A 14938-nucleotide genomic window follows, 5' to 3' on the forward strand; every position below is an offset into this window, starting at 1 on the left:
GCAGAGCGGTCACGCTTTCAACAGATCCTGAAGCGCCGCCAGCGTATCCGCCTCCTCGACGCTCTTGTCCTGGCGCCAGCGCAGCATCCGCGGGAAGCGCACAGCGATCCCGCTCTTGTGGCGCTTGGATAATGCAATGCCCTCGAAGCCCAGCTCAAAAACCAGGGTCGGCGTGACGCTGCTCACCGGGCCGAATTTCTCCACGGTGGTCTTGCGCACGATGCTGTCGACCTGACGCATTTGTTCATCGGTCAGCCCCGAATACGCCTTGGCGAACGGCACCAGTGTGCGTTCGCGGCTGCCCGGCGGGTTGTCCCAGACAGCAAAGGTGTAGTCGCTGTACAAGCTGGCACGGCGGCCATGCCCGCGTTGCGCATAGATCAGGACCGCGTCGACACTGAACGGGTCGATTTTCCACTTCCACCACACCCCCATGTCCTTGGTCCGACCAACGCCATACAGTGCGTCGCGGGCCTTGAGCATCATGCCTTCGACGCCAAGGCTGCGGGATGCTTCGCGTTGCCGGGCGAGGTCGAACCAGTCATTGCCAGTGACGATCGGCGACGGCAGCAGCACCGCGCTGCGACATCGGGCAATCAACGCCTCCAGTTGCTCGCGGCGCTCGGTCTGGGGACGACTGCGCCAGTCCGCGCCTTGCCATTCCAGCAGATCGTAGGCCATCACCACCACGGGGGCGTCTTCGAGAACTTTCTTGCCCAGGGTTTTGCGGCCGATGCGTTGTTGCAGCAAGGCAAACGGCTGCACCCTCGGTTCCAGCGGCGTATCCGGATCGAAGGCGTCTGCGGTGGTTGGCGATGCGGCTTTCCAGACCACGATTTCGCCGTCGATCACCGTGCCGTCGGGTAACGCCTGCGTCAGGCTGTGCAGTTCGGGGAAACGCTCGGTGATCAGTTCCTCGCCCCGGGACCAGACCCACAAATGCCCATCGCGCTTGACCACTTGGGAGCGGATTCCGTCCCACTTCCATTCCACTTGCCAGTCGCTGGCCGGCCCCAGGGTGGTGTCGAACTGCTCCACCGCTTGCGATAACGCATGAGCCAGGAAGAATGGATAAGGCTGGCCGCCGCGCTGGGCGTGCTCATCCTCGGATTCGGCAGCGATGAGTTTGAGGTAGCCTGTGGCGGTCGGACGATGGGACAGGTCGGTATACCCCACCAGTCGCTGGGCGACCCGTTTGCTGTCCAGCCCGGCCATGGCCGCCAGCGCTCGGGTGACCAGCAACTTGGACACGCCCACCCGGAAGCTGCCGGTGATGAGCTTGATGCACAGCATCAGGCTGGGGCGGTCGAGTTGCGCCCACAACGCCGGCAACCGCAGCGCCAGCACCTCGGGCGATTCACCGCGCAGCGGCAGGAGTTTCTCTTCGATCCACAGCGCCAGGCCTTCATCGGAGCGGTGAGGTGACTCCGGCAGCACCAGCGAGATGGTTTCAGCCAGATCGCCCACGGCCTGATAGCATTCTTCGAACAGCCACAGCGACAAGCCGGATATCTGCACCGCCAATTCCCTCAAGGTCTTGACCGGCACCAGTTGTCGCGGACGCCCTCCAGACAGGAAATACACAGCCCACGCAGCATCCTGGGGCGGGGCTTTGGTGAAGTAATCCTGCATGGCGGCGAGCTTGGCATTGCTGGAAGTGGTGGCGTCCAATTCGGCATACAACTCGGCGAAGGCTTTCATGACGCGTCCTCGCCAGTGGCGCTGTTCAAGTCTTCTTCATCGTCACCGTATTCGGTGCTGAAGCCTTGGGCATCCAGGCCTTGCTCGCACAAATGGCGCACCAGCACACCCACCGAACCGTGGGTGACCATCACTCGCTCGGCGCCGGTCTGTTCGATGGCCCAGAGCAGGCCGGGCCAGTCGGCGTGGTCGGACAATACAAAGCCCCGATCCACGCCGCGCCGCCGACGGGTGCCGCGCAAGCGCATCCAGCCGCTGGCGAAGGCGTCGCTGTAGTCACCGAAACGGCGCATCCAGGTGCTTCCACCGGCAGAGGGGGGAGCGATGATCAACGCCTGGTTCATGATCGGGTCGTTCTTTTTGATATCGCCGGCATAGATCGTTGCGGGCAAACGGATCCCGGCTTCGCGGTAGACCCGGTTCAGGGGTTCTACCGCGCCGTGGGCCAGGATCGGCCCCAGGCTCTCGTCGATTCCGTGGAGAATTCGCTGGGCTTTGCCAAAGGAATAGCAGAACAGCACGCTGGCCCGGCCGACGGCAATGTTGCTGCGCCACCACTGATTGATTTCGTCGAAGACCTGCAGTTGAGGCTGCCAGCGATAGATCGGCAGGCCGAAGGTGGATTCGGTGATGAACGTATGACACCTCACCGGCTCGAACGGCGCACAGGTGCCATCGGGTTCGACCTTGTAGTCCCCGGACGCCACCCAGACTTCACCCTTATATTCCAGTCGCACCTGGGCCGAACCCAGTACGTGGCCGGCAGGATGAAAGCTCAAGGTCACGCCGTGGTGCAGCAACCGCTCGCCGTAGGCCAGGGTTTGCAGGTTGATGTCCTGGCCCAGCCGCGACCGCAAAATGCCTTCGCCGGGGGCCGCTGCCAGGTAGTGTTGGTGGCCGCCACGGGCGTGATCGCCGTGGGCGTGGGTGATGACCGAACGTTCCACCGGGCGCCAGGGGTCGATGTAGAAGTCTCCAGGCGGGCAGTACAGGCCTTCGGGGCGGGCAATGACAAGATCCATGCATTCACCGGGAAGATGGGCTTGTCTGGTAGAGGCGGGGGCGGGAGGAGAAGTTCTATCGGGTTTTGATGCGCACCAGCACCGAGAATCCTGGACTGCACGCTCTGACTGGGCAGCGCCCCTGTAGGAGCTGTCGAGTGCAACGAGGCTGCGATCTTTTGACCTTTCGCTCAGGACCCAATTGGAGCGGATAAAGATCGCAGCCTCGTTGCACTCGACAGCTCCTACAAGGGGGCGAGTGCCCTTGCCACCGTAAACCCTGCGGTTATTTGCCAGGCACCAGGGTCAAGCGCGCCTTGCCATACGCCCGCTCAAAGTTCTGCGGTTGCAACGGCAGGTTCTGATAGTGCCCCTTGATCCACGGATCAATGCCATTGATGTAGTTCGGGCTGGCGGGGTTGCCCGACTGGCCGGTGCCGCCCTGGATCATCAACGGTTCGGGCAGGCCGAAGTCGACGATGAACCGCATGGCCGGCGCCAGGGTGGTGTTGAAATCTTCGCCCCAGGCGAATGCCGAGCTGTTGAGCGTGGAGGCATCGCCACCAGCTGGGATGGGACCGCGCACGATTTGCCCGTTGCTGTTCTTCCATTCGTAGCGATGCAGCTTGCCCCACTGCCAGGCCCGGTGATCAACGCCCAACTGGCTGTCGCCAGCCGTGATGGCGGCGGCCAGGCTGCGGGCCAGGATCACGGATTTGTCTTCCTTCTGCGGTGTGCGCACGTCGTCCCAGAACGGACTGTCTTCGCGACCGAGCAAGTGGTCGGCCTGGGCCGAGTAGGACAATTGGCCGTTGGCGAGCAGCGCTTTCCACGCCGGGCTGCTGTTCGGACCCAGTTCGTCGAGGAAGATCTGCTTCATGCTTTCCTGCAGAAACAGTTCATAAATCGCCGCATCGGCGGAGCTTGGGCTGAGCCGGCCATCGAAAGCCATCAGTCGGGTATAGGCCTCGCGAGCCTTGGCCCGGTCCGCCACTGGCAGCGCGTCGATCGCCTGCTTGAGCGGTTGGGCCATGCCCGGGGCTTCGAAGACTTGCTTGAGCTTGGCGGCAAAGGTCGTGGTCTGGTCATATTGCATGGCAGTCAGGCTGCGGCTGTCGTGCTTGCTGGCCCCGGCCAGCTCGGCCATGCGCTCGCCGCGCTCCGGGGCGCCCCAGGAATTGGACAACTGCATGCCGTAGCCGTCGGGAATGACCCGCTGGTTGGCGGCGCCGAGCCAGCCCTGGGTCGGATCCTGATCGTAGGGGTGCAGCATCGGGTCGGCGTAGCCATCCCAATCGTAGCGACCTTCCCAACCGGGCGATGGCAACAGGCCTTCGCCTTCGCGGCGGTTCGGATAGCGCCCGGTGACTTGCCAGCCAATGTGGCTGGCGTCGGCAAAGATCATGTTCACCGCGATGGCGCGGATTTCACGGCTGGCATCGGAGGCTTTCTCGACATTCTGCGCTCGGGACAAGTCGAAGAACGCGTCCAGGGTTTTGTCGTCGCTAAAGCTCGGCGTCTGCAAGGCCAGGCCAAGCCCGTTGGCCATGGCCGCGCCCTGGACGCTGTTGAGCAGCGGGCCGTGGCGGGTCTCATAGACGGCTTCGCGAATCGGCCGCTGGCCTTTGATGAAGTAGGTCTCGTTGCGGACCATCACCGGTTGCCATTTGCCGTTGACCTCGTAGGACAGACCATTGCCCTGGCGTCGGATTTTTTCCAGGAACAGGTCCTGGTTGTCGCCCAACACGCTGCTCATGCTCCAGGCCACTTTGCCGTTGAACCCCGCCAGAATCATCGGGATGCCCGCCACGGAAACCCCGGCTGCCTGATACTTGGGCGCACGAATCTGCACGGGAACCCACAGTGACGGCACGCTCAATGGGCCATGGTTGTCGCTGGCCAGCAGACTCTTGCCGTTGCGGCTGCGATGCGGCGCGATGGCCCAGTTGCTGGAGGAGGCAATATTCAGCACGTTCAGTTCGGACAACTGAGCGCTGGCCTTGCTGATCTCGTTCAGGCCCGGAACCTGGCCATTGAGCCGGACGCCCTGGAGCTTTTCGGCCTCAGCCATGGGCAGTTGTTCGTCCGGGTAGGACGGGCTCAGCCAAGCCAGTTTGTCGTTGCTCACGGTCTGGGCCAGCACCAAGGCGGCGATTTCTTCCGGCAGGTTGGCCGACTGGCTGAAATTGAGCAGGCAAAACAGCAGCGCCGAGTCTTGCGGTTTCCAGTATTCGGGTTTGTAGCCGGTGGCGGCCAGGTCCGGCGGCAACTTGTCGCGATAACGGAACAGGTACGCGTTGACGCCGCGGGCATAGACTTCGAAGAAGCGTTTGAGCCGCGGCGAGGAGGCTTTGTACAACTCGTCGGCGCTTTTCTTCAGATTGACCGCACGCATGTAGCGATCGACGTCCAGTCGTTCGGCGCCGGACATTTCTGCCAGACGACCCTGAGCCAGCAGACGCATGGTCACCATCTGGCTGATGCGGTCGCTGGCATGGACGTAGCCGAGGCTGAACAGGGCGTCATGGAAATTGTTGCTCTCGATCAGCGGCATACCCATGGCATTGCGTCGAACCGAGACGTTCTGCGCCAGCCCCTTGAGCGGTTGCACGCCGGACGTCGGAGGGACCGTGTCTTGGGCGTTCCAGGTCTGGCAACCGCTCAGACCGAGCACACTGGCCACTGCGGCGGCAGCGCCGAGCCGGGGGAAGGAAAAAATAGAGGCTGGCGAGGCCATGGCAAAGCTCCTGCGGGAGGGGGGACACCAATAAAGGCGCTACGTTAGTGAGCAGGAGGAGGGCGCGCAAGCGGGGGCGGGAGTTATTTGTTGGTTGGGCGATGAAAGCCTGCACTCAACGATGTTCATGCTTTTGTGGCGAGGGGATTTATCCCCGCTGGGCTGCGGAGCAGCCCCCTGCGTCCCGCCGGACAGTGCGCGGTGCATAGATACGGGGCCGCTTCGCGCCCCAGCGGGGATAAATCCCCTCGCCACAGGGTGTTGGGTGTTTCAGAAGGGTTAGGCTTTAGGCGGGTTGACCTTGTCCACCAGGGCGTAGGCCTTGGCGGTGGCCGGGCGCTCCTGGATGCGATTGAACCAGCGTTGCACGTTCGGGAAGTCTTCCAGCCGCTGGCTTTGCCATTGGTGAGAGACAGTCCACGGATAAATCGCCATGTCGGCAATGCTGTATTCGTGGCCCGCCACGAAGTCACGGTCTGCCAGGCGTCGATCCAGCACACCGTACAGACGAGCGGTTTCGTCGACATAGCGCTTGATCGCGTAGGGGATTTTTTCCGGGGCGAACCGGCTGAAGTGATGATTCTGCCCGGCCATCGGCCCCAGGCCACCCATTTGCCAGAACAGCCACTGCAACACCTCCTGTCGGCCGCGCAAATCCTCTGGGATGAACCGACCGGTTTTTTCCGCCAGGTACAGCAGGATCGCGCCCGACTCGAACAGCGAAATCGGCTCGCCGCCATCGGCGGGTTCATGGTCGATGATGGCCGGAATGCGGTTGTTGGGGGCGATTTTCAGGAAGTCGGGCTTGAACTGCTCGGCCTGGCCGATGTTGATCGGGTGCACCTTGTAGGGCATGCCGGCTTCTTCGAGGAACAACGAGATTTTGTGGCCGTTTGGCGTGGTCCAGTAATACAGGTCGATCATGGAGGGCTCCAGATAAGACAGCGTGATGGATGGACAACACATGACGGCGGGAGGTCGTCCTGATTGCCGAAAGGCTTGCCTGTAGGAAGAGGTGATGCTCAAGTGTGGACAATTCAATGACCGAGCGCGAGAAAACCGGCATGGAGTTACAAAAAAACGCAGCGTTGATTCTTATCGATCAACAAAAAGGCATCCTTCATCCCAGGCTCGGCCCTCGCAACAACCCCAACGCGGAGTTGCAAATGCTTCAATTGCTCGGTTTTTGGCGACAATCGGCACGACCGGTGATTCATGTCCACCACCTGTCCCGCTCGCCGGACTCAGTGTTCTGGCCTGGGCAATCGGGTGTCGAGGTTCAGGCGCGGTTCGAACCGCTGGCCGGGGAAAGTCTGGTTCAAAAACAAGTGCCGGATGCGTTCTGCGGCACGCGCTTGGAGGCGGACCTGCGGGGGGCGGGGATTGGACAGTTGGTGATCGTGGGTGTGGCGACGAACAACTCGGTGGAGTCCACGGCGCGGACGGCCGGCAATCTGGGATTCGACACCTGGGTGGCCGAAGATGCGTGTTTTACCTTCGACAAGGCTGATTATTTTGGCCATGCCCGTTCGGCTGGTGAGGTGCACGCCATGTCGCTGGGCAACTTGCATGGCGAGTATGCGACGGTGGTCAGCGTGAAGCACATCCTCGAGGCCGATTGATTAACCGTGGGAGCAACTGTCTTGGAGGGTTGATTTAGCCTTCGATTTCCCGGCCACCCAAACTTCTTCTGTGGGAGCAAAGCTTGCTCGCGATAGCGGTGGGTCAGCTTGCATCAATTTTGAATGTGCCTCGGTCATCGCGAGCAAGCTTTGCTCCCACAGCGGTCTTGTGGGGGTTCCGGTTTCCCTGCACCCCAAATCGCTGTGGGAGCGAGCTTGCTCGCGATAACGGTCTGACAGACGAAGCAGATTCACGCCCGGATCATCAAGCCCCGTGGCACTTCTTGAATTTCTTGCCATTGCCGCATGGGCAAGGGTCGTTGCGGCCGACATCCTTCAGGGTGTTGCGCACCGGTTCCTGGTGGGCGTGGCCACAGTTCGGGCCATGGACATGTCCGTGATCATGATCGTGGTGATGCTCATGATCGTGGTTGCAATCAGGGCCATGGACGTGGGGTTGCTGGGTCATCGGGGTTACTCCGCAATAAAATCGGCAGCGATTATCACGCCATTGCGCTTCAGGTGCACGTAGTGAGCGATGAATAAACCGGTTTCCAGCTCACCTTCCAGGCGGTAGGGGATCTGCTGGCGGGGTTTCTCGAGCATTTTCACCAGCTTGCGCACTTGCGGCCACAGATTGGTGCGGATCGGCACCCGGAAGTAGCGGCTATGCCCGGGACGCACGGTGAACCAGTGCTCATGCTCGCCTTCGGTCAATAACAGGTCGCCCAGATGGATGCGGTAGGTTATGCCGCGCACGGTCAAATCGCTGTCGCCGGGGTTGTCGACACGAAAGTGCAGCATGAACTTCTGCTCCACCAACCGGGCCCGTACCACCTCGACCTTGGTCAGATGCACCTGCGGTTCAGGGGCCTCGTCACCTCGCCAGGACGCACAACTGCCGAGCCCGACGAACAGCAGCAGGCAAGTGATGCGCAGCAGATGTGATGAAAGGGTCATGTCCGTGCCTCTGGTTTATCCCAGTCTAGCCTGCTGGCGTGCGCAGCAGCGTCGGACGATTGCGATATCAGCGATTAAAGTAGCCTGCGCAGCACTTCTTGAATTTGTGCCCACTGCCGCACGGGCAGTTGTCGTTACGTCCGGTCTTGACTGGCACCGTCGGGTCGATGAAGTACCAGCGTGCCCCGCTCTGTACGAAGGATGACTGTTCGCGGTGGCTGTGCTCCCCCTGGCCGTCGTGCCAGCGCGCGGTGAAGGTGACGAAGGCGTGTTCGGGCTGGCCACCGAATACTTCGCTGCTTTCCACCTCCAGGCCCAGCCAGGTGCTTTTGGCGCTCCACTCGCTGATGGATTGGCGATCCAGGCCGTCCTGCTGGGCGGGCAAGGTCGTGGCCACCAGATAGTCCACCAGCCCCAGCACGTAGGCGCTGTAACGCGAGCGCATCAAGGCTTCGGCGCAGGGCGCCGGGTGACCGTCGTGGTAATGGCCGCAGCAGGCGTCCAGTGGGTTGCCACTGCCGCACGGGCAAATGGTTGTGTGCATGCTTGTGTTCACGGCTACCACCAGTATTTTCCAAAGTTTTCCGGGTTGGCCCAAAAGCGTGAGTTGAGCCAGTCAGGGACTTGTTTGTATTCAAGCAGATCGTAAGTAAACAGGGTCAGCACCTGCTCCTGACGCTGAAATCGCTCGCTGGCCTGCAGGGCCAGGGAAAAGAAATCTGTTTCTTGCCAGCCGCAGGCATTGAGGTCCGCCAGCACGGCGATACGGCTGGCATTGAGATTGCGGATGCCACCCAACAGGTTCAGACCGTCGCGTTTGGGTAAATGCTCCAGGCAATCAAGGGCCAGGGCCAGGTCAAAACGCCGCGCCGCCACATCCGCCGGAAGGGAACCCGGGGCGGCGTGGACCACTTCAGTATCAGGATGCGCCTGTTGGAACGCTTCAAGGGCAGGGAAGCTGCTGGCACCGATCAACAGCAGTTTTTGCGGGGCATAACGGTCCAGCACGGCAGCCAGGGCTTGCTGGGGCGTACGGGAAGAAATGGCAACGGTCATCGAAGTTCCTCAGTCAGAGCCGCCACGATAGCCTGCGCGGACCCCATGGCCTAGAGCGGTTTGTGCTTAAACGTATCGATCTACGGCAAATAGGGGACAAAAGCCGCGATAGCGGGATGCTGGCGCAGATACGGAGTCGGGTCTTTACTCCCCTGAATCGGCGCAAAGTCGATCCCTCAAGGAGAAAAACCCAATGAGCATAGTTCGCACAGCGTTACCCTTGGTTCTGCTGACCGGTGTGTTGACTGGTTGCGCAGGTTTGCAGAAGACCGATTGGCCGACCTGCGCGGCGGTCGGCGGCGTGACAGGCGCTGGATTGGGCGCCATCGAAAGCACGTCCTGGGCCGGCGGCGGTGCATTGTTTGTCGGCACCATGGCGGCGGCTTACTGCTGGGTGCATGGCGACGGCGATGAGGATGGCGATGGCGTGCCGGACAGCCGCGACAAATGCCCGGGCACGCCTAAGGGCGTGCAAGTCGATGCCGACGGCTGCCCGCCACCGGCACCGGCGCCGATGGTTGAAGAAGCCGTGGTGGTCCAGGAAGAAACCATTGTGATCCGTGACGTGCATTTCGAATTCGACAAGGCCACCCTGACGGCAGCCGACAAGGAGGTCCTGAGCACGATTGCAACCCGACTGAAACAGGAAACGTCCACCGCGCAACTGCGCGTCACCGGTCACACCGACAGCGTTGGCAGCGATGCCTATAACCAGCGCCTGTCTGATAAACGGGCCAACTCGGTGGTGCAATACCTGGTCGAGAGCGGCGTGCCCCGTGCCAGCTTCGTTTCGGTGGAGGGTGCCGGTGAGAGCCAGCCGGTGGCGGATAACAGCACCGCCGATGGTCGGGCCATGAACCGCCGCACGGAGATCAAGATAAATCGCTGAAGCCCCCGTCAGCCGCGGCTTGTACAGTCGCGGATGCGGGTCTTTACTCCTGTGTGACCGGTATGGGCCGGTAACACAGGAGCATTCACCATGAACATGCTACTCAAGGCCGCCTTACCGGTACTGCTGGCGGGCAGTCTGTTGTCAGGTTGTGCCACTCACAGCGATGGCGGCGCACCGCTGAATCAACGCACTTGGCCAGTCTGTAGTTTGCTCGGTGGTCTGGTTGGCGGCGGCCTTGGGGCCCTTGAAAGCAGCGGCTGGGCGGCAGGCGGCGCAGCGCTGGGGCTGCTGACCGGCGGCCTGATCTGCTACGCCCAGGATGGCGACGAAGACGATGACGGCGTGTTCGACCGCCGTGACCGTTGTCCCGACACGCCGGCCAATACCCCGGTTGAACATCACGGCTGCCCGTTGCCGCAATACCCGGCCAGCGCACCGCCGGTTGAACCTCAGGCTCCGACCACTGAAGTGATCACCCTCAACGATGCCGGCAAGGTACTGTTCGACTTCGATAAATCCGATCTCACCCAGGAAGCGCGAAGCCAACTCGATGGGCTGATGAGCAAATTGAGTCATGCCAATGTCGCCAGTATCCGCGTGGTGGGGCACACCGACAGCGTTGGCACCGATGCCTACAACCAGGGGTTGTCCGAGCGTCGGGCAAGCAGCGTGGTGGAGTATCTGCTCACCCAGGGGCTGTCACCGGACAAACTCACCAGCGAGGGCAAGGGTGAAAGCGAGCCAGTGGCCGACAACGAGACCGATGAGGGGCGGGCGCAGAACCGTCGGGTCGAGTTGCATATCCAGCGATGAGCCGCGTGCCAGAGCCGCTGGGTCGCCGGAGGGGCGACCCGGCGAGCCGAGGTTTGTGTCAGATTAAATTTGCCCTGGCCTCTGGCTTATTCGGCGCGCAAGCCGTTACTGTGCGTCCAAAGAATAATACTCAGAGGGGGATGTATGAAGCTGTTATGGGCGCTAGGGCGCTTGTTGACCCTGCTGTTCTGGTTGGTGGTGCTGGTCAATCTGGTCATGCCGTTCATTCATCCGCTGCATCTGCTGGTCAATCTCGGCGCAGCGACGTTGCTGGCGATTCATTTGCTGGAACTGGTGACGTTTCGAGCCAGCCTGCGCGGTCGGCCCGCTTCAGGCCGTGATCGCCTGAGAGTGCTGCTGTTCGGCATCTTTCACTTGCAAACCCTCCCGATCGCCGCCGAGGCTTCCCATGCGTAAATTGTGTCTGCTTGTCGCACTCGTGTGCCCATGGGCCAGTGCCCAAGTAATCCAAGTCGAAAGCCACTCGTTGATGCGCCTGCCCAATACCACCAGCGCTCTGACTCTGGAACGGTTGGACGTGGCCGACTACGGCACATTGCTGGTGCCTGCCAATGTCACTGAGTTGTCCATTGGCCAATTGCACTTGGGGCGCGAAGCGCGGATCGCCATCGTGCCTGCGAAGCAGGCACTGCAGATAAAAGTTGCCGAGGGGGAATTGGCCGACGGCAGTCAGATCACCGCTCGGGGTGCGCCCGGAACCTATACCAAAGCGGCACGACCGGGGCGGGATCTCAATCTGCGTTTCAATGCCTTGAATGCGCCGCTGTTGTCGGTGGATGCTCGCGGTGGAACCGGTGCGCCAGGCTACGTGGGCCTCGACGGCGCCAATGGCCAGGCGCCGGGTTGTACGTGGGGGGCGGCCGGTCGCGGTGCCGACGGCAGTAATGGCAGCGATGGCCAGCCGGGTGCGGCGGGCGCGCAGGTGCGTCTGGAACTGCCTCGTGATTATCCCGATGAGCAGATCAAGGTCGCGGTGGAGGGGGGCGCGGGCGGCGCTGCCGGGCCCGGGGGTAAACCCGGCGCTGGCGGCAAGGCCAAGGGATGTTTCGTCTATACCGCCGACGGTGGCAAAAGCGGTCGCCCGGGTGCCGATGGCCAGCCAGGACCGGCCGGAGCAGCGGGGGCGGTGACGGTGCAGCGGTTCTGAGACCTGCAAAGCACTTGTGGGAGCGGGCTTGCTCGCGAAGAGGGAGTGTCAGGTTAGCCAATGCCAACTGACCCACCGCTTTCGCGAGCGAGCCCGCTCCCACAGGGCTGGGTCCAACAGACGATCTCTTCAGAACATCGGCCGCGCCGCGCCAATCGCCACCACCAGCAATCCGATCAACAGATTGATCCCTACCAGTTGCCGGATTTTCCCCAGCACCGCCGCGCCCTTCGGCCAGTCCTGGGCTGCTACGGCGTTGCGCAGGGCCGGCAACTGCAACCCCTGGATGCGGATGAACAACGCCGTCATCACCACATACAAGCCCATCATGATCTGCACATAACGTGGCGCGGTTTCAAAGCCGGCGAAGCGCATGTGGATCAGGCCCACGCCGCTGATCGGCAAAAGCACCACGGCCACCCAGACCCAAACGAAAAAACGCTGAAACACTTCTGCCCATAACTTGAGCCTGGCCGGGCCCTCAAGGGCCGCGATTGCGGCGGGGCGCAGGATCATCCAGGCGAAGAACATGCCGCCGACCCAGATCAGGGCCGCCAGTAAATGCAGGGTGTAGACGAGGGCAAAGGGTGTCATTGAGTTACTCCGTTCTGCGCAGGATTCATTAGCGGGGTATGATAGCCGCCGATCCGAACCACTGAAAATTTATCCAGCGTTTTTAGCGCCCGACCATTCATGATCAGCACCGAACTCAAAACCACGATCCAGGGCGCCTATTCGCGTTTTCTCGAAGCCAAGAGCCTCAAACCGCGATATGGCCAGCGCCTGATGATTGCCGAAGTGGCAAAAGTCCTGGGTGACATCGACACCGACGACGAAGGCCGGCGCAGTGGCGAGCCCGCCGTCGTGGCGGTGGAGGCCGGCACTGGCACCGGCAAGACTGTGGCCTACAGCCTGGCGGCAATCCCCACCGCCAAGGCCGCCGGCAAACGCCTGGTGATCGCCACGGCCACGATTGCCTTGCAGGAGCAGATCGTTTTCAAGGACCTGCCTGACCTGATGCGCAACAGCGGGCTGAATTTCAGCTTCGCCCTGGCCAAGGGGCGTGGGCGCTACATGTGCCTGTCCAAGCTCGACATGTTGCTCCAGGAAGGCCAGGCACAGACCGCCACGGCCCAGTTGTTCGAAGAAGAAGGCTTCAAGATTGAAGTCGATGAGGCCAGTCAGAAGCTGTTTACCAGCATGATCGAAAAATTGGCCGGCAATAAATGGGACGGCGACCGCGACAGCTGGTCCACCGCCCTGGAAGACGCCGACTGGTCACGCCTGACGACCGATCACAGCCAGTGCACCAACCGTCATTGCCCGAACTTCGGCCAGTGCGCCTTCTACAAGGCCCGCGAAGGCATGGGCAAGGTCGACGTCATCGTCACCAACCACGACATGGTCCTGGCCGACTTGGCCCTGGGCGGGGGCGCGGTGCTACCGGATCCGCGTGACACGATCTATGTGTTCGACGAAGGTCACCACCTGCCGGACAAGGCCATCGGCCATTTCGCCCATTACACCCGGCTGCGCTCCACCGCTGACTGGCTGGAAACCACCGCCAAGAACCTCACCAAGCTGTTGGCTCAACACCCGCTGCCGGGTGACCTGGGCAAGTTCATCGAGCAGGTGCCCGAGCTGGCCCGTGAGATCAAGACGAACCAGCAGTTCATGTTCAGTGCGTGCGAGCAAGTGGCGGATTTCAAGCCCGGCGAAGACGTCGAGGGTCGTGATCGACCTCGTCATCGCTTTGTCGGCGGCGTCATTCCCGAGCACATGCGCGAGATGGGCATCGAGCTCAAGAAAGGCTTCGCCCGCCTGACCGACCTGTTCACCCGTCTGACCGACCTGCTCAAGGAAGGCATGGACGGTGAGGTCAATATCGGTATCGCCAGCAACCAGGCTGAGGAGTGGTACCCGCTGTTCGGCAGTCTGCTGTCACGCTCCCAGGGCAACTGGGAGTTGTGGACCGCGTTCACGACTGAAGACCCGGAAGACAACCCGCCGATGGCGCGCTGGTTGACCCTGGCCGAAAGCGGCTCGCTGTTCGACATCGAGGTCAATGCCAGTCCGATCCTGGCGGCGGAAATGCTGCGTCGCAACCTGTGGAATGTGGCCTACGGCGCGCTGGTGACTTCCGCCACGCTGACTGCCCTGGGCACGTTCGACCGTTTCCGCATGCGCGCCGGCCTGCCGAAAAAAGCCGTGACCGCCGTGGTTCCGAGCCCCTTCCATCATGCCGACGCCGGCGTGCTGCGGGTCCCGGACCTCAAGGCCGACCCGCGGGATGCCGCCGCCCACACGGCGGCGATCATTCGCGACCTGCCGGAACTGGTGGAAGGCTCGCGGGGTACCCTGGTGCTGTTTTCCTCGCGCAAACAGATGCAGGACGTATTCGACGGCCTCGACCGCGACTGGCGCAAACAAGTGTTCATCCAGGGCAACCTGTCGAAACAGGAAACCCTGAACAAGCACAAGGCCCGGGTCGACGGCGGGGATTCCAGCGTGCTGTTCGGCCTGGCGAGTTTTGCCGAAGGCGTGGATTTGCCCGGTGCCTACTGTGAGCATGTGGTGATCGCCAAGATCCCGTTTTCGGTTCCGGATGACCCGGTGGAAGCGGCCTTGGCCGAATGGATCGAAGCCCGTGGCGGTAACCCGTTCATGGAGATATCCGTGCCGGACGCCTCGCTGAAACTGGTCCAGGCCTGTGGTCGACTGCTGCGCACCGAAGAAGACCGCGGCACCATCACCTTGCTCGACCGCCGACTGGTGACCCAGCGCTACGGCAAGGCGATCCTCAACGCCCTGCCGCCGTTCCGCCGGGAGATTTCCTGACGCGTGCAATGACTGCTGTGGCGAGGGACCGCTGGGCGTGTAGGAGCTGGCGAGCCTGCGATCTTTTGATCTTGATCTTGATCTTGATCTTGATCTTGATCTTTCGCTTGCGACTCAACTGTCTAGGACAAGATCGCAGCCTCGTTGCAC

General features: G+C 61.9%; 15 protein-coding genes. 6 read left to right on the forward strand and 9 right to left on the reverse strand.

Features of this window, described 5'->3' with window-relative positions; translation table 11 throughout:
• Positions 1-9 precede the first annotated feature (9 nt).
• The 4 genes from AAIS01_RS08435 to AAIS01_RS08450 all read right to left on the reverse strand — a co-directional run bounded on the left by AAIS01_RS08435 (position 10) and on the right by AAIS01_RS08450 (position 6363).
• A complete protein-coding gene (locus AAIS01_RS08435; RefSeq protein WP_343468592.1) occupies positions 10-1701 on the reverse strand; it encodes an ATP-dependent DNA ligase in 1692 nt (563 codons plus the stop codon).
• Positions 1698-2723 (reverse strand): ligase-associated DNA damage response exonuclease, encoded by a 1026-nt coding sequence (locus AAIS01_RS08440; protein WP_343468593.1) that lies wholly within the window; start codon positions 2721-2723, stop codon positions 1698-1700. The genes AAIS01_RS08435 and AAIS01_RS08440 overlap by 4 nt, the downstream gene beginning before the upstream one ends.
• Positions 2724-2988: 265 nt before the next feature.
• Complete coding sequence (locus AAIS01_RS08445) at positions 2989-5439, reverse strand: penicillin acylase family protein (RefSeq protein WP_343468594.1); 2451 nt, start codon at positions 5437-5439, stop codon at positions 2989-2991.
• Positions 5440-5718: 279 nt separating this feature from the next.
• The gene (locus tag AAIS01_RS08450; protein ID WP_343468595.1) at positions 5719-6363 is read right to left on the reverse strand and encodes a glutathione binding-like protein; all 645 of its coding nucleotides are present in this window, start codon (positions 6361-6363) and stop codon (positions 5719-5721) included.
• Between the two features lie 140 nt (positions 6364-6503).
• Between AAIS01_RS08450 and AAIS01_RS08455 the strand changes: the two genes are divergently transcribed.
• Positions 6504-7061: a cysteine hydrolase family protein gene (locus AAIS01_RS08455; protein ID WP_343468643.1), complete on the forward strand. Its 558-nt coding sequence runs from the start codon at positions 6504-6506 to the stop codon at positions 7059-7061.
• A gap of 265 nt (positions 7062-7326) precedes the next feature.
• Here AAIS01_RS08455 and AAIS01_RS08460 read toward each other — a convergent pair whose 3' ends face one another.
• The 4 genes from AAIS01_RS08460 to AAIS01_RS08475 form a co-directional block, all read right to left on the reverse strand.
• Positions 7327-7530, reverse strand: a complete 204-nt coding sequence (locus AAIS01_RS08460) for an SEC-C metal-binding domain-containing protein (protein ID WP_343468596.1) — start codon at positions 7528-7530, stop codon at positions 7327-7329.
• Positions 7531-7535: 5 nt separating this feature from the next.
• Entirely contained in the window at positions 7536-8021 is a 486-nt protein-coding gene (locus AAIS01_RS08465; protein ID WP_343468597.1) for an LEA/WHy family protein, read from the reverse strand.
• A 67-nt stretch (positions 8022-8088) separates the two neighbouring features.
• Positions 8089-8565, reverse strand: coding sequence for a YchJ family protein (locus AAIS01_RS08470; RefSeq protein ID WP_343468598.1), 477 nt, complete (start codon positions 8563-8565; stop codon positions 8089-8091).
• A 14-nt stretch (positions 8566-8579) separates the two neighbouring features.
• Positions 8580-9077, reverse strand: coding sequence for a DUF6231 family protein (locus AAIS01_RS08475; RefSeq protein ID WP_343468599.1), 498 nt, complete (start codon positions 9075-9077; stop codon positions 8580-8582).
• A 193-nt stretch (positions 9078-9270) separates the two neighbouring features.
• On the opposite strand from AAIS01_RS08475, the gene AAIS01_RS08480 reads away from it, so the two are divergent.
• From AAIS01_RS08480 to AAIS01_RS08495, 4 genes are all read left to right on the forward strand, one after another.
• Entirely contained in the window at positions 9271-9966 is a 696-nt protein-coding gene (locus AAIS01_RS08480) for a PA1041 family peptidoglycan-binding anchor lipoprotein (RefSeq protein WP_186655820.1), read from the forward strand.
• A gap of 90 nt (positions 9967-10056) precedes the next feature.
• Positions 10057-10782, forward strand: coding sequence for a PA1041 family peptidoglycan-binding anchor lipoprotein (locus AAIS01_RS08485; RefSeq protein ID WP_343468600.1), 726 nt, complete (start codon positions 10057-10059; stop codon positions 10780-10782).
• 144 nt (positions 10783-10926) lie between these two features.
• Positions 10927-11199 carry a DUF1145 domain-containing protein gene (locus tag AAIS01_RS08490; protein WP_343468601.1) on the forward strand — a complete coding sequence of 91 codons (273 nt, stop codon included), beginning with the start codon at positions 10927-10929 and terminating at the stop codon, positions 11197-11199.
• Complete coding sequence (locus AAIS01_RS08495) at positions 11192-11950, forward strand: collagen-like protein (RefSeq protein ID WP_343468602.1); 759 nt, start codon at positions 11192-11194, stop codon at positions 11948-11950. Before AAIS01_RS08490 ends, AAIS01_RS08495 begins: the two co-directional genes overlap by 8 nt.
• Before the next feature lie 129 nt (positions 11951-12079).
• Here AAIS01_RS08495 and AAIS01_RS08500 read toward each other — a convergent pair whose 3' ends face one another.
• On the reverse strand, positions 12080-12544 hold the full coding sequence (locus AAIS01_RS08500; RefSeq protein WP_343468603.1) for a CopD family protein: 465 nt from the start codon (positions 12542-12544) through the stop codon (positions 12080-12082).
• A gap of 99 nt (positions 12545-12643) precedes the next feature.
• On the opposite strand from AAIS01_RS08500, the gene dinG reads away from it, so the two are divergent.
• On the forward strand, positions 12644-14788 hold the full coding sequence (gene dinG / locus AAIS01_RS08505) for an ATP-dependent DNA helicase DinG (RefSeq protein ID WP_047228404.1): 2145 nt from the start codon (positions 12644-12646) through the stop codon (positions 14786-14788).
• Positions 14789-14938 lie beyond the last annotated feature (150 nt).

It is taken from the genome of Pseudomonas halotolerans, assembly GCF_039581215.1.
GTDB lineage: Bacteria > Pseudomonadota > Gammaproteobacteria > Pseudomonadales > Pseudomonadaceae > Aquipseudomonas > Aquipseudomonas tehranensis.